The organism is Bradyrhizobium sp. HKCCYLRH2047, assembly GCF_051168175.1.
Lineage (GTDB): Bacteria > Pseudomonadota > Alphaproteobacteria > Rhizobiales > Xanthobacteraceae > Bradyrhizobium.
The window spans coordinates 81,515-105,583 of the sequence record NZ_JBNPUM010000007.1 but is presented as its reverse complement, the minus strand read 5'-3'; the positions used below and the strand labels follow the sequence as shown (position 1 = coordinate 105,583).

The following is a 24,069-nucleotide window of genomic DNA, read 5'->3' as shown; positions in this document are numbered from 1 at the left end:
TCATCGCCTCGCCAGCAGGCCCTGGGGCCGCAGCGCGAGCACCAGCACCATGATCAGGAAGGTCACGACGATCGCATAGGTTGGGATGTAGACCGAGCCGAGCTGCTCGGCGAGCCCAATGACCAGCGCGCCGAGCGCGGCTCCCGGGATCGATCCCATGCCGCCGACGATGACGACGACCAGCGAGGCCAGCAGAAAGCGCGTGTCCTCGCCGGGTGAGATGGACTGGAAGGTTCCGCCGACCACGCCGGCAATGCCGGCCAGCCCCGCGCCCAGTGCGAACACCAGCACGAAGACGAGCTGGATCTGCACGCCGGTTGCCGCCAGGATCTCGCGATCATCCACGCCGGCCCGCACGATCATGCCGACGCGGGTGCGGTTGAGCGCGAGCCACATCGCAATGCCGATCACGACCGAGCCGCAGAAGATCACCAGCCGCACCAGCGGATATTGCAGGAACACCGCCTCGCCCGACGATTTCATCGCCGTCATCAGCGGCAGCTGCACCGGCCCGATCAGCCAGGCCGGCGTCTGGATCTGATAGAAGTCGCCGCCGAACGCCCACAGCATCAGATCGGCGAACACAATCGAGAGGCCGATCGTCACCATGGTCTGGCGCAGGTCCTGCCCCTCCATGCGGCGGAAGACGAGCAGTTGCAGGAGAACACCGATGGCCGCGACGACGATGAAGGCGGCGACGAAGGCGAGGATCCACGACCCCGTCGCGGCGGACACGCCGTAGCCCACATAGCCGCCAAGCAGATAGAGCGAGCCGTGCGCAAGATTGACGTTGCGCATCAGGCCGAAGATCAACGTGAATCCGCTCGCGACAAGGAAATACAGTCCGCCCAGCGTGATGCCGTTGAAAACCGCACTCAGGAACACCTTCTTGCGGCCGATCGCCTCCTCGAGCCCCGGCGGCCACACGGCGAAGATCAGCCACGCCAGCAGCGCCAAGGCGAGGAGAATGATGAGGGACCAGATCGGGTGACGCTCGATGAAGCGGCTCATCACCCCTCCCTCAGGATACGAGGGACGGATCCGTCGTCACAGCGGAAAGGCGCATTCAGCCGAAGATCGCCGGGTCTGCCGGCCATCGCTCGTCCTCCCTCGTCGGATCCTTCTGCGGATCACGTTGCCCAGAGTGTAGCGGCAGACGAGAGTGCGCACTTGATCGACAGTCTCTTTTCGCGCGACGCGCAGCAGCAGGTCAGGCGCGCAGCACTTTTGCAGCGCGGCGATAGTCGGTCGGCGCCATGCCGACATTGCCGGCGAAGAAGCGCGTGAAGCCGCTCTGCGAGGTGAATCCGAGATCGAAGCCGATATCGGCGATCGGCGCTTCCGTTGCCACGACGGCATCGAGCGCTCGCTCCATCAGCAGCGTATTCAGATAGAGATTGGGCGTCACACCGGTCTGGCTGCGGAACAGCCGATAGAAATGAGGCCGTGACAGTCCTGATTCGCGGGCGATGTGATCGAGCTCGATCTCGGCGCACGGACTGTCCGACATCAGCTTGATGCACTTGCGAACACGAAAGTCCGTCACTTCCGCGCATGGCCGTTCGGGCATCTGCTCCGAGACGCGCCAGCTTTCCTCGTAGCAACTGTCGATGAGCTGCCTCAGCTCGCCGTCGAGACAGCCGAGCGATGGCGCGCCACATACCAACGCTGCGGTGCGGCGAATACAGCGATCGAGCGCGGCAGTCCGCCGGAAGCAGGTACGGCCAAACCGCAGGCCCTGCTCGCGCGCAGCCGAGGGCGTGAACCACTCCGCATTGACGTAGAGCACAAAAAAGATGGCGCCGTTGTCGATGTCGTTCGGCAGGAAATTGTGCGGTTCCCACGGATTGACCGCGACGATCCAGTCCTCGCCGATCTGATAGTGCTGGTCGCAGACGTCGATGTCGGCCGGCGTCCCACCAACGTGAAAGATCAGATGTCCCTCGCGATGGGCATGCACATTGAATGGCCGATTGAGCTGATAAACCGTCGCACGGCCGAAGCGAGCATGAAAGACGGCGAGCGCCCTACTCATCACTTCCTCACCGAAATGGCTTTTATTATTCGTCAGCGTCGATCATTGCATGTCAGAAAGCAAGCGACGCGACGACGCGGCCCGAGCCTGCTCGAGCCGCGCCGCTCCCTGTCGAAAGGTCAGTACTTCTTACATTCAGGCACGGTGCGGCTCGGCAGGCCGATCTTGGCGAAGGTCGCGGCGTCGTATCCCAGCGTCTGGTTGACGTCGGGGATCACCTTCACGACCTTGCTGAACAGCGCGCCCTTGCCGTCGTCGACCACCTCGGTGACGAAGTTGGTGCCGATGGCCTGGCGGTTGGCGTCGAGCTTGATCTTGCCGTTGGGGGCATCGATCTCGATCTTCGCCAGCGCCGCCTTGAGCTTGGCCTGGTTGTTCGACAGATCGCCATTGACCTCGCGCAGCGCCAGGATCAACGCCATGGTCGAGCCATAATAGTTGGTCGCCAGCAGCGACGGACTCGGGAAGCGCTTCTCCGGCGGGAACGAGTCCTGATAGGCCTTCACGAACTTCTGCCAGCGCGGATCCTCCCAGGTATCGGCCTGACCCGATGCTGCAATCGTACCGATCAGGGCGTTTTTGGCATTTCCCTTGGACGACAGGATGGTCTGGTCGATCATGATCGAGCCGCCCATCAGGTGCGCCTTGCCGCCGGCCTGTTGATACTGGTTGAGGAAGTTGACGGCATCGGCGCCGCCGAGGCCGAGATAGATCGCATCGACATCATCGGGCAGCGCCGCGATCACCGACGCGAAATCCTTGGTGCCGAGCGGGACCCATTGCCGGCTGGTGATCTTGCCGCCCAGGCCGCAGAACTCCAGCGCCAGGCCGAACACCTGGGTGTAGATGAAGGAATAGTCCTCGCCGACGGTCGCGATCTTGCGGTAGCCCTTGGTCTCATAGGCGTATTTGCCGAGGCCGACCTGCCATTGGGCACCATCCATGTTGAAGCGGAAGAAGTTCGGCGCAGGATCGACATAGGTGGTCTCCTGCGCACCGGACGCGGCGTTGACGAAGGTCAGCTCGGGGTGCGTCTTGGCGAAGTTCTTGACGGCGATGCCCTCGTCGCCCGACAGCGGCGACAGCAGGATCTGCACCTTGTCCTGCTCGATCAGCTTGCGCACGGCACGGACGGCCGAGTCCGGCGTGGCGTCGGTCGACGCGACGACGAATTCCAGCTCCTTGTCGCCGACCTTCTTACCCAACACGTTCAGCGCGGTGACATGTCCGCGCATTCCGTCCTCGCCGAGCACGGTATAGGTGCCCTCCAGCGTCGCGGTGACGCCGACCTTGATCTTCTCCTGCGCGAACGCTGTGCTGGACAGCAAAAGCGCCGTGAACACGGCGATACCTACACTTCGCATGTGCATCGAACTCCTCCCTTGTCGCCCATTGCTGGGGCACACGAGCGTGTGCCGGCCACTGTTTTCTTGGCCATGTTGGCAGTGGCCCTTCCCGTCGCCTCGCGTCATCTCTGACGAGCGACGGTGAGCCCCCATCGACCGCGGAGGCTAGCGGATGAGCCGAGCCCCCGCGCAACCCGCCCCGCCTCGACCTTGACGACGAGTCTCATTTTCCATGATGCGACGCGATAACGCCCGCGGTGCATTCCGTGTGCATCGCGGTCCCGTCAGTGCCTCGATGGGAGTCTCCGGTGGGCTCGCCGCTCAGGCAGAGCCCGAGCCGTTCAGCCGCCTCGGCCTGGCTCCCTGGGGAGCGTCCTGCCGTTCAATCGTCGCGTTCGTACCGCCACCCGGGAGCGCCGGACACGCCGCTTCCGAAACTCCAATCCGCACATGACGATATCGATGCTTTCATTCGGACGCCGCAAACGGCGTCCATGGAACGCGAGCCATTTCTCGACCTGCCGCACGACCACGCGGCCGAGGTCCAGCCGCCGCACCAACTCGTCGCGCGTATGCAGCGAGGCGATGTCGACGATGTAGTCGAGCCGTTCCGACATGGTCCGCCCGACGAGCCGCGCGTATTCACTCGACACCAGCAAGGTTACGGCCCGCTCAGGCAGATGCGGCTCACCCATTTCCATTCCTGCACTCCACCGCGCCCGCCGGCCGACCCGAGATGTCGGCAATCCAGCAATTGCAGGCACGGCGCCCCCGATGACAATTCGACCGCGACACGCCAGGGAAGGCCCGATCGTTTCGTCTCATTTCATGACGCCGCGCGCGGCGCGCTCCTCGCGGCTTGCATTCGGCCGTCCATCACGAATACACGCGCTCAGCCTGGTCGTGAGACGGCGCCGCGTCCTGTTCTCTCGCTGTTGCCGACACCAGCGACTGTGTGATCTCCTGTGCCCGCATCGGCAGCACCGACAAGAGTGTGTCGCTGAGGCCGTGCGAGGTTTCGGCGCAGCCCTGCACGTAGACCTGCGGACGAAACGCGGGGCTCATCTGCAGACGATAGTCGCGGTCGAGCGACGCCGATTCGATGTAGCGGCTGATCGGACCAAGACACGCCGGAATCGGAGATCGCTCGTAGCCGGTGGCGAGCACGACAGCATCGTACGCGGCCCGGCGGCGGACCTCTTCGTCCTTGTTGACGATCTCGAGCACCATCCCCTCAGGGGAAGCATAGGCTGCGACGATCTCGCTGCGCGGATGGAGAGCCAGTTTCCGAGCGCCCGCAACCCGCTGTTGGTACGTCATCCGGTAGAGCTGATCGAGCAGGTCGGGGTCGACCACCGCATAATTGGTATTGCGGAAGCTGCGGACGATCGTCTCGCGCTGCCGATCGGACCGCGAATGAAAATAATCGGTGTAGTCCGGATTGAAGATCTCGTTCACGAACGGGCTGCTGTCCGCCGGCTTGAGCGCGTGCCCACGGAAGACCAGATCGATCCGGGCGTCCGGAAGCCGCTCGCTCAGATCGAGCGTGACCTCAGCCGCACTTTGTCCACCGCCGATGACCGCCACCCGCGGCGACCGGCCATCCGATCCTGCCGCAAGCGATGAACTCAGATAGCCGCTGGTGTGCACGACCCGCGGATCCCTCGCGATCGGTTGAAATATGGAAGGGATGTGCGGCACGCCGCCGACGGCCGCCACGAGGTGACGCGTGACGCGTGATCGCTCTTTTCCGTCAGCCATGCGCGTGAGCACACGAAGCGCGGTGACGGATTGACCGCTATGCACGGGCTCGACAGACTCGACCGTTTCTCCGTAGGCAACCGTGGTGCTGAACTGGCCGGCGACCCATCGGAGATAGTCGTTGAACTCGATCCGACTGGGATAGAACGTCTTGCAGTTCGTGAAGTCGAGCAGCCGGCCGGATTTATGCAGGTAGTTGACGAAGGTGAACGGACTGGTCGGATCGCGCAGCGATACCAGGTCCTTGAGGAAGGAGATCTGCATGTTGCTGCCGGGCAGCAGCATTCCGCCATGCCATTTGAAGTCCCGCTGCTTTTCCAGGAACAAGGACCGGCATTTCAGACGCTGCTGTCTGAAGCAATCGTCGAGCGCGATCGCCAGTGCGAGGTTCGATGGCCCGAAGCCGACGCCGACGATATCATAGTCAGGGGCAGGATGATACGACATGGTGATGCTCCGTCCGCGCTAGGCTTCTGTGGGTGCTTCCTTGGCCGCCGGCTGCCACAGCCGGTCGCCGAAGAAGCGCTCGCGCAGCAACATGACCAGGGTTGCCCGCTTGTGTGGGAAGTCGAAATTCTTGAGCCGGGCAAACCCCGCCAGATCCAGGTTGCGAAGCTGCTGGGAATGTGCCGCCGCCGGCTCGCCGACGACACGTTCGGTGCGACAGTCGTCGAGGAACATGTAGTGCATGAGTGAGGGAAGCCAGGCCGTGATGAAGCGGCGGCCCCGGAAACCGTCCTCGCCGACGATCACGTGCCAGCCGCGATCATAGTCCGCCGCGTCGTAGAACGGTGCGATACGATTTTCCTTCGCCCAGTAGAGCTCGAAATAGCCGAACGGCTGATCTCCGAAGCAGCCGATCAGCGGCACCATGTGCGGGTCCGACATGATCCGTGACAGATATTGCCGGTGCTTGTCGATGTCCCCCGCTTCGTTCCAGAACGAGTCCACCCGCGGATCGTTGAGCCAGCGGTGGACCAACGGGAGATCGTGAGCGATGTCGATGACGCGAAAGCTGACGACGTCGGACAGCCAGGGAATGAAACGGGCGTAGACGGTGCCGACCGGCTTGGGCGGCCGCCGCGGATGGCGCCTGCCGTCGGTCATCGCGTAGGACTGTGGAAACGCCGGGCGCGCGGCGTCCGTCAGCCAGTTCTCGCGAAACTGCATCACCATGTCCGGATACAGCGCCAGCCTGCCGTCGGTCACCACCGCGAGGCCATCGTTCGCAAGGGCCGATGCTGCTGCCGGGTTGTCGTCGAGTGCAAGGTCGAGCCTCTGCAGTGACGGCGTCCAGGCAAAGACCGCTTCGGCCATTGCCGCGGCTCCGCGCGACAGCCGGCGCCAATCATCGACCCCGTCGTGCACGATCAGACGCGTCAGTTCGCCATCCGGCCGAAGCGCCAGCAGTGGCGCGCCGTCCGCGATCACCCGAAGCCCGTCATCGTCGCGAACGACCGACATTGTCGCGTCGGTTGCGACAGGGAATGTCCGGATACTGCCCGTAATGCTCGCGGTCGCGCTCATGCGAACTCCCTCCCTCTCATTGATCTGCACGGGCGTCATCTCTGTCCACTCCCGCTCAGGATGTAGATCGGCCGGCACGACGAAGACAACAAAGTCCGTAGCGCTGTTTTTAGATTAACTACAAAGGTACGGCTCACGGCTTCGATGCTCCAAGCGATGCAGCGGGTTCATGCAGAACAGTCGTGAGCGTGCGTTGCCTTTGTGCCGGCTCGCGGCGTTCCGCGGCGTCGCTGGCGTCAATCCGACCGTCGCGCAGACGCACGATCCTATCGGCGCAGTGGAAGTAGCGATCGTCGTGCGAGATCACAATGATCGTCTTGCCGAGACGTTTGAGGTCGGCGAGCAGCTCGGTGTAGAAGATTTGGCGGAACGCCGGATCCTGATCGGCCGCCCATTCGTCGAACACCAGCACCGGCCGTCCCTCGATCCAGGCATTGATCAAGGCGAGCCGCTTGCGCTGGCCCGTCGACAGGTCGGTGGTGGAGAACGCGCCGCCATGGATCGAGACCTTGTGAGCGAGCTCGAGTCGGTCGAGATAGCGATGTGCGAGGTCAGGCGGCTGGTTGCTCTGCTGCGCCAGGGTGTCGAACAGGAAATAGTCCGAGAATATCGTGGTGAAGAGCTGCCGATAGTCATCGCGGGTCTCGCTGACGACGGGATTGCCGTCGCGCAGCAGCACGCCGCGGTCCGGCACATAGAGTCCAAGCAGCAGCTTGATCAGCGTCGTCTTGCCGCTGCCGTTCTCACCGACGATGAAGACGATCTCGCCGCGGCGAATGCGAAGGTCGATCGGTCCGATGACAAAAGGGCGTTCGGATGACGACGCAGGGAATGCGTAGGAGACGCCGCGCAGCTCGATGGATTCGATCTGCTCAGCGGTCCGATCCTGGGGATCATCGAGCAGTTCAGCCTCTGCGGCGGTGAAACGCTCCGACAACTCGGCGATCCGGCGCATCGCAACCTGGGCGCGGCCGAGCGACGGCAGCATGCCGATCAACTGGTCGATCGGTCCGCGCATGAACAGCAGCACCAGCACGAAGCCGCTGGACACCGAGGCCGGGCTGTCGGGCCACAGCAGTGGACGCAGCACCAGCGCGGTCCCGATCACCAGAAACAGCAGAACCGTCCCGAGCGCACGCGCCGTCACCAGCAGATTGATCGCCTTGATCTGCACGTCGCCGATCCGGTCGACCGTCCGTCCGATCAGATCGACATGGACATGGCGCCGGCGCTGGCGATGAAGACGGAGCTCCTTGGCACCGTCGGAGATCGCGCGGTAGTGCTTCTGCAGATCGTCTTCGTATTGGCGCGCGAGATTGAAGCCCGTCATTCCGCGCTTGCGGGCGAGGTAATGGACGAACGACCCGAGCGCGATCAAGATTGCCGTGACCAGGAACAACGGCCACGACAGCACCGCGAGGTAGATCAGGCAGCCGGCGACGATGACGCCGGACACCAGGAAGGCGGGAAAGAAGAAGGCGAAATCGCTGATGGCATCGACGTCCTTGGTCAGGACCGGGATGAGGCGGTGCGACCGATAGGCTTCGAGCTGGTCGATCGGCGCCATCAGGATCTTGGCGGCCAGCGACTTGCGCAACGAGGCCACGATCCGCTGCCCGACGATATTGGCGCTGATGTCAGAGCCAACCGACCCGATCACGATCAGGATGCAGAGACCCGCGAACGAGGCAATCAGGCCGCCGACGTCGCCTGCGCCTGCGTAAAGGCCGCGGTTCACCACGGCGAGCAGACCCGCAACGCTGGCGCCGCCGAGCAGGCCAAGCAGGATGGCTGCCGCCAGCAGCAGCCAATACGGCCGCAGCAGGCTTCCGACGTTGGCGATTGCCAGATTGGATGGCGTCATCATCGGCCGCCGGCTCCCATTCGTGTGGCGAAGACAGCGGCGAGCTTGTCGCCGATGTCGGCGCGGGCCTGGAGGGCGTCGGGCACGACGCTGCCCATGCGCAGGAACTCGTGGACCATGCCGGGATAGACCTTCAAGTCCACAGCGACGCCGGCCTCGCGCAAGCGTGCGGCATAGGCCTGCCCCTCGTCGACCAGCGGATCGAACTCGGGCAGCACGATCAGCGCGGGTGCGACGCGCGTGAGGTCGGAGGCCGCCAGCGGCGCAAATCGCCAGTCGTGGCGATCAGTGCCTTCGGGCAGATAGTGGTCGAAGAACCAGTCGACGGTCTCGCGCTCGAGCAGATAGCCCGAGCCGTAGTTCTCGTAGGAGTCCGAGATCTGCTGCGGGCTGAGCCCGGGATAAGCGAGGACCTGAAGGATCGGCTGCGGCAAGGCCCGGTCGTCGCGCGCGGCGATTGCCAGCGCCGCGGCCAGCGTTCCGCCCGCGCTGTCGCCGCCGATCGCGACTCGCCGCGGGTCGAAGCCAAGCGCCGGCCCCTCGCCCCCGATCCAGGTGAGCGCATCGACGCAATCCTCGAACGCCGTCGGAAACCGATGCTCCGGCGCCAGCCGATAGTCGATCGACAGCACCGCCGCGCCGCTGTCATCCGCGAGGCCGCGGCACAGCGGCTGGTGCGAGTCGAGGCTGCCGACGACGAAGCCGCCGCCATGCATGTAGAGCAGCACGGGCGTCGGATCGGCGACATCCAACGGCCGCGTTGCATAGAGCCGCCCTGCAATCTCCGTCCCGTCGCGCATCGGCAGCGCAAGCTGCCTCTCGAACGCCAGCGGCGGCGGATCGACATCCAGCAGCGGCGAGGAGGCGTCGAAATCGGCGCGCGCCTGCGCCGGCGTGAGTTGCGGAAACGGGATGCGCGCGCCGGTTTCGGTTCCGAGCTGGATCATCTCGAGCAGCGCGGCGATATCAGGGTGAAGGCTCATGACCACCTCATTCAGCCGGTTCGGACTGCAGCGCCGGCGATGTCTGCGCCGCCTCGTCCGGCTCCAGCCACGCGCCGAGCGCCATCAGGAAGGATTCGTTGCTCAGGATCGCGAAGTGATCGTCGCCGATCACGCCGAGGTCTGCCGCCTGCGGCAGCCGCGCCGCGAGCCGATCGCGCTGTCGAAGCCGGCCCGAGGTCCACCAGCAGCCGGGCGCGACAGCGAGATCAGCCGGCCATTCGGCCGTTTGCGCCAGTTGCGCGAGATGGCGTCCGACCCTGAAGGCCGCGACGATGTCGTCGATGCCGAGAAGGCCGTCGCGCGGCTGCAGCGGTGCCATGCCGATCGCATCGGCGACGAGGCCCCGGATCACCTCGTCCGTCGCCGGCGCATCGGCGGAGCGGATCGCCGTCACCTGCGACGCGATCGCTGACAATTGCACGCCCGGCGCCGTGACCGAGAGCAGCGCGAGCAAGTCGTCAGTCCAATGCAGCGACGGCTGCTGGCCGCCATGCGGAACGAAGCTGTCGATCAGCGCCAGACGCTCGACCCGCGCGCCGCGCCGTTCCAATTCGGCGGCAACCAGACCCGCGAGCAGCCCGCCGAGCGACCAGCCGATCAGATGATAGGGCCCCTCGCTCTGCGTCTGTACGATCTCATCGGCATAGTCCACGGCCATCGCCGCCAGCGAGCGATCGGTGAAGGACGGCTCGATCAGCGTCCGGCACTGCAGACCGATCAGTTGCCGTTCTCCCTCCAGACGACGCGCCAGCGGCGCATAGTCGAACACCGTGCCGAAGCCGCCGTGAAGGCAGAACACGGGCGCCACGCCATCGACCGGCGAACTCAGGGGCAGCAGCGCCGACGGCAACGCGGATGCTGCGGCAGTGCCGAGCAAGGCGCGAATGGTCGGCTTCCGCAGCAGATCCCGCAGCTTGATCTCGCCATCGAGGACCGGGTCGCGGCGAAGCCGCGCGATCACCTTGAGGCTGAGAATAGAGTTGCCGCCGAGCTCGAAAAAGTTGTCGGTGACACCGACTTGCGCGACGCCGAGGACCTCCGCCCACAGCTTTGCCATCGCGACCTCGGCCGGACTTGCCGGCGCGACGAAGGCACGTTCGGCTGCAATATCGGGCGCGGGCAACGCCTTGCGATCGACCTTGCCGCTCGACAGCGTGGGCAGGCGCTCGAGGACGATGATGCGGGCCGGCACCATGTAGGCCGGCAATGTCCGGCGCAGCGCCGCCGTCAGCGTTGCAGACAGCCGCTCGGCCGGAGCAGCGGCGGCGTCGCCCGGAGCGCGTGGCGCCACATAAGCCACGAGCTGATTTCCTCCCGGCCCCGCCACCGCGAGCACGGCCGCCTGCGCGACTGCGGGCTCGCTCAGCAGCGCCGATTGAATTTCGCCAAGCTCGATCCGGAAGCCGCTGACCTTCACCTGGTCATCGCTGCGCCCGAGATATTCGATCGTGCCGCTCGCATCCCATCGGGCCAGATCGCCGGTGCGGTAGAGACGTGCGCCCTCCTCCGTCGAAAATGGATCCGGCACGAAGCGTTCCGCCGTCATGCCTGGCTTGGCGAGGTAGCCGCGCGCGAGCCCGAAGCCGCCGACATAGAGCTCGCCGGCTGCGCCTGCCGGAACGAGATTCAGCGCGCCATCAAGGATGTAGGCGGTGCGGCGCCCGACAGGAATGCCGATCGGCGCATAGGCCTTGTCGCATGCCGTGTTGCCATCGACCTTCCACACCAGCGGTGTCACGACGGTCTCGGTCGGACCATAGCCGTTGATCAGGATCCGCGGCTTCAGCGCGCGCCTCACCTTGTCGAAGCCGGCCTTGGGCATGGCCTCGCCGCCGAACGAATACAACCTCACCGGCGGGGGATTTCCGGTCTGCTCCACCCATTCGGCGACCTGCTGAAGGTAGGCCGGCGGCAGGCCGATATGCGTCACGCGCTGCGCATGAAGCTCTGCAACGGTCTGTTCGGGCGTCCACAGCTCCGCATCGCGCATGACCAGCCGAGCGCCCTGCGACAGCACGGTAAGCCACCGTTCATGCGCGCCGTCGAAGGCCAGCGACAGGAAATGCAGCTCGGTTGCGTGCTCGTCGAGCTCGTAGAGCGCAGCGGTCGCCCGACAATGCATCGCCAGCGGTCCATGCGCGACCGCGACGCCCTTCGGCCGCCCGGTCGAGCCGGACGTGTAGATCACATAAGCGAGATTCTCCGGATGCAGGCCCGGATTTGGCGCATGGTGCGGACCGCTGGCGAAATCGAACGAGGCCAGATCGACGGCCTGGACGCCTTCGATGGCGACGATCTCATGCGCGCCGGACAGCAGCATGCTCATCCCGGAATCGCGCATCAGATGGGCGATGCGGTCCGGCGGCAGCTCGGGATCGAGCGGCACATAGGCTCCGCCGGCCTTCAGCACGGCGAGCAGCGCGGCCATCGTCGCTTCATTGCGCGCGACGACGACGCCGACGCGCTGGTCTGGCTGGAGCCCGGCGCCGACGAGGCGGAGCGCGAGCCGGTTGGCACGACGATCGAGCTCACCGTAGGACACGTTCCTGCCGCCGATCGTGAGGGCGACACGTTCCGGGTCGCGCTGGGCATGACCGCTGATCATCTCGTGCACGAGCGGACGCGTCGCGGAAGACGCAGCCCGACCATTGCAGGCGACTGCGCGCTGCACATCCTGAGCGGTGGCCGCATCGATCGCGCCGAGCGCGGCTTCCGGACTTCGCATGATAGCCGCGAGCAGATGTTCGAATTGCGCCCTCACCTGCTCCGCCTGATCCGGCGTGAAGTGGCTCGGCATATAGGTGAACTCGACCTGCAGCGAATCCTCGACCATGATGGACAGGTCCATCGGATAGTTGGTGACGTCGACATTGCGCAGCTCGCCGAATTGAAGCGAGCCGTCGCCCTGCAGCAGGCCCCGGTCGACGGGATAGTTCTCGAACACGATGATACTGTCGAACATGCTCTCGCCAGCACGGCCGGCCCAGCTCTGGATGTCGTAGAGCGGCGTCTGCTCGAAATTGCGCATCGCCGCGTTACGGTCCTGCATGGCACGCAGCCAGTCGCCGATCGTGGTGGCCGGCGACGGCGTCTCGATCACCGGCAGCGTATTGATGAACAGGCCGATCATCTGCTCGGCCCCGTCGAGACCAGCCGGACGGCCGGCGACGGTGACACCGAAGGTGACGGTCTGCTGGCCGGTGTAGCGTTGCAGCAGCAGCGCCCAGACGCCCTGGATGAGCGTGTTCAGGGTGATGCGCTCGCGCCGCGCAAACGCCTTCAAGGCCGCGGTCGCATCTTCGTCGAGCCGCGTGTAGCAGCGCTGGTGCCCGTGCCCATCGTGGCGCCGTGCTCCGAAGGCATCGGCCAGTTGCGTCGGCTGGTCGAAGGCCGTGAGCTGTCCGCGCCAGAAGCGCTCGGCGGCCTGCGCGTCCTGGGCCAGCAGCCAGGCAACATAGTCGCGATAATGCGCTGAACGAGCCGTGAGCGCCCGCCCGGAATAGCGCTGCAGGATTTCGCCGATGAAGCGGGCCGAGCTCCAGCCATCCATCAGGATGTGATGGTAGGTCCAGATCAGGCGATGGCGCTCGTGGTCGAGCTGCAGCAGCCGGACACGCTGCAGCGGCGGCACCGCGAGATCGAACTCGACGTTACGCTCCGCGGCCAGGGCCGACGACAGCCGCGCTTCATCGACGACCTGCCCGCGCCAGTCCTCCATCACGAACGGCGCGTTCGCGGCACGATGGACGGCCTGCAGCGGTGCACCGGACAGCTCGCGCCAGAGAAAACCCGTGCGCAGCATCGGATGAGAGTCAGAGACCTCTTGCCACGCGCTGCGCAGCCGCTCGACGTCCAGCCCGCGGATCTCGACGCTGATCTGGTTGACGTAGACACCGCTGCCGGCATCGCGCAGGCTGTGGAACAGCATGCCCTGCTGCATCGGCGAGAGCGGGTAGACGTCCTCGATGCGGTCCCAGTCGACCCCGAGCCGAGCGAGCTCGTCGCTGGTCAGCCCGGACAATGCGCCGCGCGCGAGGGCAATCACGGGCTGATCTTTCCGCGCCGCTCGGCAGGCCGGCGCGAGCAGCTCGACCGTCTGCAGCCGGAACACGTCTCTCGGCTCCAGCACGAGACCAGCCCGGCGGGCGCGACCGACCATCTGCAGCGAGATGATCGAGTCGCCGCCGAGCTCGAAGAAATTGTCGGCGACGCCGACGTCCGGCTGGTGGAGCAGTTCGGCCCAGATCGCGGCGAGCGTGGCCTCGGCGGGACTACGTGGCGAGATGCGCTGTCCCTGTGCGGGCCGGGTGTCGGGCAATGGCAAGGCCTTGCGATCGATCTTGCCGTTCGGCGTCAGCGGCAGAAGCGGCAGCACCATGACGCGCGACGGCACCATGTAGTCCGGCAGCGCCGACGCGAGCGTCGCGCGCAGCTCAGCTCCGTCGAGCCCATCGTCGCCGCTGACATAGCCGACGAGCTGCCGCCCGCCGCCGAGCTCTTGCGCCACCACGACGCTGTCGCGGACGCCGGGCTGCGTGCGCAACCGCGCCTCGATCTCGCCGAGCTCGATGCGGTGGCCGCGAATCTTCACCTGATGGTCGGCACGGCCGACATAGTCGAGCAGTCCATCGGCGCGCCACCGCGCCAGATCGCCGGTCCGGTACAGCCGCGCACCGCGATCGCCGAATGGATCGGGAACGAAGCGCTCGGCGCTGAGCGCCGCCCGGCGCCAATAGCCGCGGGCCAGGCCTTCGCCGCCGATGAAGAGCTCGCCTGTCACGCCGACAGGGGCGCGGTTGAGATCGCCGTCGAGCACGTGCAGCGTGGTGCTGCCGATCGGGCCGCCGAGGACGGGTGCGGGATCGCGCGCATCGAGCCGATGACGTGCCGACCACACCGTGGTTTCGGTCGGCCCGAACAGATTCCAGACCTCGCCGCCGAGCGCGAGCAGCCGGAGCGCCAGATCGGGCGCCAGCGCCTCGCCGCCGCTCAGCAGGCGGCAGCCTTGAGGCAGCCATCCATGCGCGCCGTCGTCATGGTCGAGCAGCATGCGCCAGCTCGACGGCGTGGCTTGGATCATTGTCGCGCCGTGACGGGCCACGATCGCTTTCAACGCCGCGGGATCATGGGCCGCCGAGGCGCGGTCCGCCAGCACGATCTGCGCGCCATGAGTCAGCGGCAACCAGAGTTCGAGCACCGCGATGTCGAACGACAGCGAGGTCAAACCGAGCACGCGATCATCGCGCGCAATGCCCGGCTGCTCAGCCATGGTCGCCAGGAAATTCGTCACCGCGCCATGGCGCACCATCACCCCCTTGGGCAGGCCGGTCGAGCCCGAGGTGTAGATGACGTAAGCCAGGTTTTCAGGATGGACGGCGACATCGAGATTGCCGACGTCGGCAACTTCCTCTCCAGGCGCCTCGTCCAGCAGCCAGACCTCGGCGTGGCCGTCCGCCAGCACCGGACCGAGCCGATCGCGGAGCGTCGCCTGCGTCAGCAGCAGCTTGGCGCCGCTGTCGGTCAGCATGTGCGCGAGACGCTCGGCCGGATAGTCGGGATCGAGCGGCAGATAGGCCCCGCCCGCCTTGAGCACCGCGAGCAGCGCCACCATCATCGTGACACCGCGCTCCAGCGCCAGCCCTACCACCACATCGGGACCGACGCCGCCCTCCCTGAGCCTTTGGCCCAGCCGGTTCGCGCGCGCGTTCAGCGCGGCGTAGCTGAGCGTCTCCTCATTGTGCACGAGCGCGATCGCATCGGGTGCGCGCTCCGTCTGCGCCTCGAATTGAGCGACGACACCGGGCGATATCACGGCGGCCGCTGTGGCGTTCACCCGTGCGAGCAGCGCGATATCAGCGGGATCATCAGCCGCAAGGCAGCCGACCGCCTGCTCCGCATCGCCAGCGATGGCCGCGAGCATTTGCACGAACGCCTTCTGCAGCCGACAAATCTGGACGTCGTCAAAATGTTGCCGCTGGAAATTGAACACCAACCGTAGCTCGCTTTCGAGACCGACGCTCACGAACAGCGGGTAGTTGCTGGTTTCGAGGATCCTCGTCCGGCTGACGCTCAGACGGCCATCTCGGGTCTTCAAGGCCGCGTCCACCGGATAGTTCTCGAACACGAGGATGCTGTCGAACAGCGGACGCCCCGCCCGGCCCGCGATCCGCTGGATGTCGGCCAGCGGCATCCAGCCGTGGTCCCGCAGGCCGAGATTGCGATCCTGCAGGTCCCGCAACCACGCGCCGACGCGCTGCTCCGGATTCTCGGTGTCGACCACCGGCAAGGTGTTGATGAACAGGCCGACCATCTCTTCGGCGCCGGCGAGCCCGGCGGGCCGGTCCGATACCGTCACGCCGAAGCAGACCGTAGGCTGGCCGGTGAACCGACGGAGCAAGTGCGCCCATGCCGCCTGCACCACCGTGTTCAGCGTGACCCGTTCGCGGGTCGCGAAGCGTTGCAGCCGCTCGCTGAGATCGGCGTCCACCGCCATGGCGAGCGAGCCATGGCCGACGCGAGCGCCGGCCGCAGGCTGCGACAGCAGGCTCGGCTCGTCGAGTCCAGCCAACGCCGCTCGCCAGAACTCGACCGCCGCACCGTGGTCCTGCGCCTGCAGCCATCCGATGTAGTCACGGTAGCGCGGCGGCGGTCCCTGCAGCGCCCCCTGCCCCTCTTGCTGCACCACCTCGGCAATGAAGCGGGCCGAGCTCCAGCCGTCCATCAGAATGTGATGATGGGTCCAGATCAGCCAATGCCGGTCGTCGTCGATCCTGACCAGCCGCACGCGCTGCAGCGGCGGCCGCGAGAGATCGAAGCCGTCGGCGCGCTCGCGGTCCGCGGCCGCCGTGAGCGCAGCCTCCAGCGCCGACGGAGTAAGTCCCGCCGCACGTTCCCGCCAATCCTCCGCGACGAAGGCAACGTCGGCATTGCGATAAACGATTTGCTGCGGCGGTCCGGACAATTCACGCCACAGGAAACCGGTGCGAAGCGCGGTATGACGGTCGCTGACGGCCTGCCAAGCAGCATGCAGCTTACCGGCGTCGAGGCCGCGGATCTCGGCTGCAACCTGGTTGACGTAGACCCCGGCGCCGTCGTCGTGCAGCGCATGAAACAACATGCCCTGCTGCATCGGCGACAGCGGATAGATGTCCTCGATCTCGTGCCAATCCAGCGCCAGCGCATCGAGCTCGGCCTGGCTCAGCTTCGACAGCGGCACATCGGACGGCGTCACGCCATGGACGCCGCTCGTGCAATGATCGACCAGTTCACGAAGCGCTTCCTCGAAACAACCGGCGACGCAGGTCACGGTCTCGCGTCGATAGCGCTTCCTGCTGAAGCCGAACGACAACTGCAGACGGCCGTCGAGCACCCTCGCATTGATCGCGATATGGTGGCGGAGCGGGCTCGACGCCGCACGCGAAGGTCCTGCGCTCTCGGGCGCGATCGAGAACAGCGCCGTCTCGTCCGCGCTGCCATCGACCTGACCGAGATAGTTGAACCCGATGCGCGGCTGCACGCCCGTCCTCAGCGCCGCACGCTGGGCATCAGACCCCAGGCAGCGCAGCACGCCGTAGCCAAGTCCCCGGTTGGGGACGGACCGCAGCATCTCCTTGGTCGCCTTGATCAGCTCGGCGGGCGGCTGCGATCCAGCCGTCAATTGCACCGGAAAGGCGGTTGTGAACCAGCCGATGGTTCGCGACAGATCGAGCCCGTCGCCGAGATCCTCGCGGCCGTGGCCTTCGAGCTCGATCGCCATGATCTCACGGCCCGACCACTGCCACAACGCACGCGCCAGCGCCGACAGCAGCAGATCATTGACCTGGGTTCGGTACGCGCCGTGCGCCGCGCCCAGCAGGCGCGCGGTCAGCTCCGCGTCGATCGCGAGCAGCACGTCGTCAGCGTCGGCGCTCGTATCCCGATCCGCATGATCGACATCGCACGGCAGGTCATCCGTCTGCCGGAGACCGGACCAATGATCGAGCTCGGCAGCCAGCACATCCGAGCACGCGTGCGCGTGCAGTGCTGCGCCCCATTGGGCATAGGCGTGCGTCTTGGGCGGCAGCGTCGCCTCCTGCCCACGCATGAGCTGCGCATAGGCCGCCGCGAGATCCTCCAGCAGCACACGCCACGACACGCCGTCGATCACGAGGTGATGGATTACGATCAGGAGGCGCTGCCCGCCGTCCGGCAGATCGATGCCGACCATCTGCACCAGACGACCCTGCGCGAGCGAGAGGCTCGCCTGGACCTCAGCGGCCAGCGCGGTGACCGCCTCGCCGTCAGCCAGCTTGCACGATCGGAACAGACCGACGGCGGCCGGCGCCGACGCGTGCTCGGCGCGCCAAGTGCCGTCGATGCGTTGGAAGCGCAGCCTCAGCGCATCATGATGGGTGACGACGGCCACCGCCGCGCGCCGCAGCACGTCCCAGTCGAGCCGCTGCTGCGGCCGCAGCAGCAAGGCCTGGTTCCAGTGATCGGGCGCGTCCAGCTCCTGCTCGAAGAAGCGGAGCTGAATCGGCAACAACGGCAGTGGCCCGGAGACGAGGCCCTGCTCCGCCGTCGTCTCCAGCCGAGCGATCTGCCGCGCGTCGCGCGCCAGGGCTTCCAGTGTCTGATGCTTGAAGACGTCGCGCGGCTCGATCAGAAGGCCGGCTCGCCGCGCGCGACTGACCATCTGCAGCGAGATGATGGAATCGCCGCCGAGCTCGAAGAAATTGTCGGTCATGCCGACATCGGGCTGATGCAGCAGCTCGGCCCAGATGGCCGCCAGCGCAGCCTCGGCCGCCGTCCGCGGCGCAATCCGCGTGACTGATGCGGGCGCCTCCGGCGCTGGCAGCGCATTGCGATCGACCTTGCCATTCACCATCAGCGGCAGACGATCGAGCACCACGATCCACGCCGGCACCATGTAGTCCGGCAGCGTCGCGGACAAGGCGTCGCGCAGCACCGCAGCATCGAGCGTGCCGTCACCGCAGACATAGCCGATCAGTTGGCGGCCTGCCCCGAATTCCCTGGCGATGACGACGGCCGCAGTGACCGATGGCTGCTGCCGAAGCCGCGCCTCGATCTCGCCGAGCTCGATGCGGAAGCCGCGAACCTTCACCTGGTGATCGGCCCGGCCGACATAGTCGATGGCGCCGTCGCTGCGCCAGCGCGCCAGATCGCCGCTCCGGTACAGCCGCGCGCCGGGAGGTCCGAACGGATCGGGAATGAAGCGCTCGGCCGTCAGCGCCGCGCGACCGAGATAGCCGCGCGCCAGCCCGTCGCCGCCAATATAGAGCTCGCCCGTCGTACCCTCGGCGACCGGATTGAGGTCGGCATCGAGAATGCGCAGGATCGTACCCAGGATCGGCACGCCGATCGGCACGCGTGGCCCGCTCGCCTCGCGGCAGCTCCAGAAGCTGGCATTGATGAGCGCTTCGGTCGGCCCATAGCGGTTGTCGAACCGGATCGCGGGGAATATCGCGTAGACCTGGTCCTTCAGCTGGACCGGCAGAGCCTCGCCACCGGAGAACAGGCGTTTCAGGCTCACGCATCGGCGAGCCTCGGGCTCGGCCACGAATTGCGCGAGCATCTGGGGCACGAAATGCAGCGTGGTGACGCCATGCGTGGTGACCGCATCGATCAAGCGCTTCGGCTCGCGATGGGCGCCCGGCGCTGCGATCGCAAGCCGTGCGCCGACCGTCAGCGGCCACAGGATTTCCCACACCGCGACGTCGAAGCTGAACGGCGTCTTCTGCAACAGCGTTTCGCTAGGAACGATCCCGTACTCCCGCTGCATCCAGGCCAGCCGTGCCGCCAGCGCGCCACGCGTGCAGGCCACGCCCTTCGGCATGCCGGTCGAGCCGGACGTGTAGATCACATAAGCGAGGCTCTCGGCGTGGTTCGGACTGCGGAGATCCGAATTGCCGGCATCGATCCCGTGCGAAGCGCGGCTGTCGTCGACGGCGATCAGCTCGGCGCCCGCCCCTGCCGTGATCTCCATCAGCCGATCGTGCAACTGCGGCTGCGTCAGCACCAGTCGCGCGCCGCTGTCGCCCAGCATCGCGGCGAGTCGCCCGCTCGGATAATCCGGATCGAGCGGCAGGTAGCCGGCCCCCGCCTTCAGCACCGCCAGCACGGCCACGACCAGATCGGCGCTACGCTCGAATGCGAGGGCGACGGGAGCATCAAGAGCGACGCCGGCCTGCCTGATCTGTCGCGCCAGTCGGTTGGCCCGCGCGTTCAGTTCGGCGTAGCTGATCCCCTCCTGATCAGAGATCAGGGCGACGGCCGCGGGCGACCGTGCGACCTGCTGTTCGATCTGCGTCATGACGTCGACGAAGCCGTCTTTCGCCGTCGGCGCGGCGGGCCCCGAGCTCCAGCGGAGCACCCGTTGCAAAGCGTCGGCGTCGAGGCCATGCAGCTCCGCGACCGGGCGGCTGCTGTCGTCGGCGATGCGCGCGAGCAGACAGGCGAACGCCGCCTGCATCCGCTCGATCTGCGGCCGGTCGAACCGGCTGCGATCGTAACGGAATCCGAGCCGGATGCCGGCGTCGGTCGCGAACACCGCGACCGTCAGCGCATAGTTGGTGATCGAGATCTGCTCGGCGCGGCTGGCGCGCGGCCCCTCGCCGGCCTGATCGCGTATCGCCGCGTCGACCGGATAGTTCTCGAACACGAAGATGGAGTCGAACAGCGGCCGGCCGGCCCGGCCGGCAAGACGCTGGATCTCGTGCAACGGCATCCAGCCGTGCTCGCGCAGGTCGACGTTGCGGTCCTGCAGGCTGCGCAGCCAGTCGCCCACCAGCGTTTGCGGTCGCGCGTCCTCGAGCACGGGAACGGTGTTGATGAACAGGCCGACCATCTCCTCCACGCCCGCGATCTCGGGCGGCCGGCCGGAAATCGTGGCGCCGAAGCAGACGACATCCTGCCCGGTCAAGCGCCGCAGCAGCTGGCCCCAGGCCCCCTGCAGCAGCGTGTTCAAGGTCACCCGCTCGCGCCGTGCCACGAGCTGCAGCCGCTCGGTTTTCGCTGCATCGATGACGAGGTCGATCGAGGCATGGCCTTCGGCTGGTGCGGCCGGCCCGCCAAGCGCATCGGCCAGCAGGCTCGGCTCGCCGAGCGTCGAGAGCGAGCGCGACCAGAACGCAATCGACGCCTCGCGATCCTGTCGTTCCAGCCAGGCAATGTAATCGCGATAGCGGCCGCGCGGTGCGCCCAGCGACGCGCCGCCGACATGCTGCATGATCTCCCCGATCAGCCTCGCCGCGCTCCAGCCGTCGAGCAGGATGTGATGATGGGTCCAGATCAGGCGGCAAACGCCGCCGCCGAGATCGATGAGACGGACCCGCTGCAGCGGCGGCCGTGACAGGTCGAAGCCGGCGCGCCATTCGGCCGCCGCCACCTCGGCCAGCGCCGCGTCACGCGTGGCTCGATCCATCGAGTCCGCACGGTCGCGCCAATCCTCCTCGACGAAGGGAACAGGAACCTGCCGATGGACGACCTGCTGCGGCGCGCTCGATAATTCCCTCCACACGAACGCGGTCCGCAGCACCGCGTGTCGTGCCGTCACCGCCTGCCACGCCGCGCGCAGGCGCGCCGCGTCCGCGCCTTCGACGTCGACGGCGATCTGGCTGACATAGTTGCCACTGTCGCCGTCGCGCAGCGTGTGGAACAGCATGCCCTGCTGCATCGGCGACAGCGGATAGATATCCTCGACATCGCGCCAATCACGCGTCGCGCCGAGCAAATCGAGCTCCGGCTGGCCGAGGCGCGACAACGGAACGTCCGACGGCGTGAGGCCGTGTGCGTCACCGGTGCAATGCGCGACCAGCTCGCGCAGCGCCGCGGAGTAGCACGCGGCCAGCCGCTCGATCGTCGCGCGGCGATAGCGGCGGCGGCCAAAGCTGAATGTCAGCTTCAGCCGGCCGTCGAGCACTTGGCCGTTGATGCTGAGCCAGCGGCCGAGCGGCGCGCTGGCGCTGCGCGACGGCCCCGCGCCTTCCGGCGCGAGCGCGAAGGCAAGGTCGGAGCCGGCGCCAAACTGGCCGAGATAGTTGAAGACGATCCGCGGCTCGGCTCCATCCGCCAGGGCGGCGCGCTGCTCGGAGCTGCCGCAATACCGCAGCACGCCGTAGCCGAGCCCGCGCGCCGGGATGGCCCGCAATTCCTCCTTGATCGACCTGATGAGGGTGGCGTCGTCGCTCGCGCCAGCGGAGAGCCGAACCGGAAATGCTGTCGTGAACCAGCCGACCGTGCGCGACAGGTCGATGCCTTCGAACAGATCCTCGCGTCCATGGCCCTCGAGCTCGACCAGGCATTCACCGAGTCCGCACCAGCGGCTGACCGCGCGGGCCAGCGCCGCCAGCAGCAGATCATTGACCTGGGTCCTGTAGGCGGCGGGCGCCTGCTTGAGCAGTTGCCCGGTCACGTCGGCATCGAACGACACGGCGACGTCTTCGCCGTCGGCGACGCGATCGGTCTCCCCGTGATCGTCGTCGCACGGCAGATCGTCAGCGACGCTGCGCTGTCTCCAATAGACGAGCTGGTCGGCCAGCTCCTTGCTCGCGGCGTAGTCTTCGAGCCTCTTGCCCCACGACGCCACGGACTGGCTCTTGGGAGGCAAAACAATCGCGGCCGCGCCCTGCGCCGCCTGTCGATACGCCGCGGCGATGTCCTCGAGTAGGACGCGCCACGACACGCCATCGACGACGAGATGATGCACGACGATCAGAAGCCGCTGGCTGCCGTCCGCAACGTCCATGCCGACGAGGCGCAGCAACGGCCCCTGCAAGGACAGGCTCGCCTGCGCGGCCGCCGCAACCGAGGTGATCTCCGCCGCGTCCTGAACAGTGCGGATCCAGAGCAGATCGGCGCTCGCCGGCATCTTGCCGTATCTCGCGTGCCACGTGCCGTCGCTTTGCTCGAATTGCAGCCGCAGGGCATCGTGATGCGCCACCACGGCATCGACCGCCCGCGCTATCACGCGCCAGTCGAACCGCGCCGAGGGTACGAGCATCAAGGCCTGGTTCCAGTGATGCCGTTCGCCCGCGTCCTCGGCAAAGAAGCGGCGCTGGATCGGCAACAGCGGCACCGGATCGCCGTCGCGCGCGCCGGGCTCAGCGGAGACAATGACCGCCCGATCGCGGCGCGCGACCCGCGCCAGCTCCTGCAGCGTCTGATGCCGGAACAGATCGCGCGGCTCGATCGACAGGCCACGCTGCCGCGCCCGGCCGACCACCTGCAGTGAGATGATGGAATCGCCGCCGAGCTCGAAGAAATTGTCGGTGAGCCCGATCCGCGAATGGCCGAGCAGTTCGGCCCAGATCGCCGCCAGCTCCAATTCCACGGCCGATTGCGGCGCGACATAGTCTGTCTCGGCACACAATGACTCGGGCACCGGCAGGGCGTCGCGATCGACCTTGCCATGCGCCGTGAGCGGCATCTGCGACATCGGCACGATGCGAGCCGGAACCATGTAGTCCGGGAGTTCCTCCGATAGCGCCGCGCGCAACGCGGCCTCGTCGAGGCCATCCTCGCCGCAGACATAGCCGACGAGCTGCTGGCGTCCGCCGATTTCGCGCGCCACCACCACCGCCGACTGAACGCCCGCCTGCCGCGTCAGCCGTGCCTCGACCTCGCCCGGCTCGATGCGGAAGCCACGGATCTTGAGTTGATGATCGGACCGGCCGACATAGTCGATGACGCCGTCGGCACGCCAGCACGCCAGATCGCCCGTGCGATACAGCCGCGCGCCGGGTGCGCCGAACGGATCGGGGATGAAGCGCTCCGCCGTCAGCGCCGGCCGATTCCAATAGCCGGCCGCGAGCCCCTCGCCGCCGATATGAAGCTCGCCGATGACGCCGACCGGAACGATGTTCAGATCGCCGTCGAGAACATAGGCCGAGCGCCGGCCGACCGGACGGCCGATCGGCGCATAGGCGCAGTCGATCTCGGCATCGGCGTCGACCTTCCAGACCAGCGGCGTGACCACCGTCTCCGTCGGACCGTAGCCGTTGATCAGCTTGCGCGGCCGCAGCGCCTGCCTGACCTTGTCGAAGCCCGATTTGGGCATCGCCTCGCCGCCGAACGAATACAGCGACACGGGCGGCGGATCGCCGCGCCACGCCGCGAATTCGGCGAGCTGCTGCAGGTAGGCCGGCGGAAAGCCGGCATTGGTCACGCGCTCCGCGCGCATCACCTCGAGCGTCTTCTCCGCCGACCAGAGATCGGCGTCGCGCATCACCAAGGCCGCGCCGCAGCTCAGCGCGGTCCACAACCGCTCATGCGCGCCGTCGAAAGTGAAGGAAAGGAAGTGCAGCTCGCGCGACTGCCGGCCCATCTCGTAGAGACCGGCCGTGGCGTCGCAATGCATCGCGAACGGTCCATGCGCGACCGCGACGCCCTTCGGTACACCGGTGGAGCCGGACGTATAGATCACGTAGGCGAGGCTCGCGGGATGGACATCGACCGCGGGATCAATCTCCGTCGTCTCGGCCGGGATCACGCCGAGATCGACGACTGCGATGCCCGGCATCGGCGGCCATTGCG

General features: G+C 66.7%; 9 protein-coding genes (1 of these 9 running past the window's edge). All 9 read right to left on the bottom strand.

The genetic code is table 11. The features are described from left to right. Entirely contained in the window at positions 1 to 1,011 is a 1,011-nt protein-coding gene (locus tag ACQR1D_RS17965) for a branched-chain amino acid ABC transporter permease (protein ID WP_434838929.1), read from the bottom strand. A 199-nt stretch (positions 1,012 to 1,210) separates the two neighbouring features. Next, positions 1,211 to 2,035, bottom strand: a complete 825-nt coding sequence (locus tag ACQR1D_RS17960) for an AraC family transcriptional regulator (RefSeq protein ID WP_315802948.1) — start codon at positions 2,033 to 2,035, stop codon at positions 1,211 to 1,213. A gap of 119 nt (positions 2,036 to 2,154) precedes the next feature. After that, on the bottom strand, positions 2,155 to 3,405 hold the full coding sequence (locus tag ACQR1D_RS17955) for an ABC transporter substrate-binding protein (RefSeq protein ID WP_315802947.1): 1,251 nt from the start codon (positions 3,403 to 3,405) through the stop codon (positions 2,155 to 2,157). A 317-nt stretch (positions 3,406 to 3,722) separates the two neighbouring features. Next, entirely contained in the window at positions 3,723 to 4,076 is a 354-nt protein-coding gene (locus ACQR1D_RS17950) for a hypothetical protein (RefSeq protein ID WP_315803163.1), read from the bottom strand. A 181-nt stretch (positions 4,077 to 4,257) separates the two neighbouring features. After that, entirely contained in the window at positions 4,258 to 5,589 is a 1,332-nt protein-coding gene (locus tag ACQR1D_RS17945) for a lysine N(6)-hydroxylase/L-ornithine N(5)-oxygenase family protein (RefSeq protein WP_434838928.1), read from the bottom strand. 18 nt (positions 5,590 to 5,607) lie between these two features. Then, entirely contained in the window at positions 5,608 to 6,669 is a 1,062-nt protein-coding gene (locus ACQR1D_RS17940; protein ID WP_434838927.1) for a GNAT family N-acetyltransferase, read from the bottom strand. A 133-nt stretch (positions 6,670 to 6,802) separates the two neighbouring features. Continuing rightward, the gene (locus ACQR1D_RS17935; protein WP_434838926.1) at positions 6,803 to 8,536 is read right to left on the bottom strand and encodes a cyclic peptide export ABC transporter; all 1,734 of its coding nucleotides are present in this window, start codon (positions 8,534 to 8,536) and stop codon (positions 6,803 to 6,805) included. Next, positions 8,533 to 9,516: an alpha/beta hydrolase gene (locus ACQR1D_RS17930; RefSeq protein ID WP_434838925.1), complete on the bottom strand. Its 984-nt coding sequence runs from the start codon at positions 9,514 to 9,516 to the stop codon at positions 8,533 to 8,535. The genes ACQR1D_RS17935 and ACQR1D_RS17930 overlap by 4 nt, the downstream gene beginning before the upstream one ends. A gap of 7 nt (positions 9,517 to 9,523) precedes the next feature. After that, positions 9,524 to 24,069 carry the 3' portion of a non-ribosomal peptide synthase/polyketide synthase gene (locus ACQR1D_RS17925; protein ID WP_434838924.1) on the bottom strand. 1,855 nt of this gene lie beyond the right edge of the window, so the window shows 14,546 of its 16,401 coding nt (coding positions 1,856-16,401); its start codon lies off the right edge, out of view; it ends in the stop codon at positions 9,524 to 9,526.

Coding starts and splice junctions, on each gene's coding strand:
- ACQR1D_RS17965 (WP_434838929.1), bottom strand. CDS start 1,011: ATGAGCCGCTTCATCGAGCGTCACCCGATCTGGTCCCTCATCATTCTC.
- ACQR1D_RS17960 (WP_315802948.1), bottom strand. CDS start 2,035: ATGAGTAGGGCGCTCGCCGTCTTTCATGCTCGCTTCGGCCGTGCGACG.
- ACQR1D_RS17955 (WP_315802947.1), bottom strand. CDS start 3,405: ATGCACATGCGAAGTGTAGGTATCGCCGTGTTCACGGCGCTTTTGCTG.
- ACQR1D_RS17950 (WP_315803163.1), bottom strand. CDS start 4,076: ATGGGTGAGCCGCATCTGCCTGAGCGGGCCGTAACCTTGCTGGTGTCG.
- ACQR1D_RS17945 (WP_434838928.1), bottom strand. CDS start 5,589: ATGTCGTATCATCCTGCCCCTGACTATGATATCGTCGGCGTCGGCTTC.
- ACQR1D_RS17940 (WP_434838927.1), bottom strand. CDS start 6,669: ATGAGCGCGACCGCGAGCATTACGGGCAGTATCCGGACATTCCCTGTC.
- ACQR1D_RS17935 (WP_434838926.1), bottom strand. CDS start 8,536: ATGATGACGCCATCCAATCTGGCAATCGCCAACGTCGGAAGCCTGCTG.
- ACQR1D_RS17930 (WP_434838925.1), bottom strand. CDS start 9,516: ATGAGCCTTCACCCTGATATCGCCGCGCTGCTCGAGATGATCCAGCTC.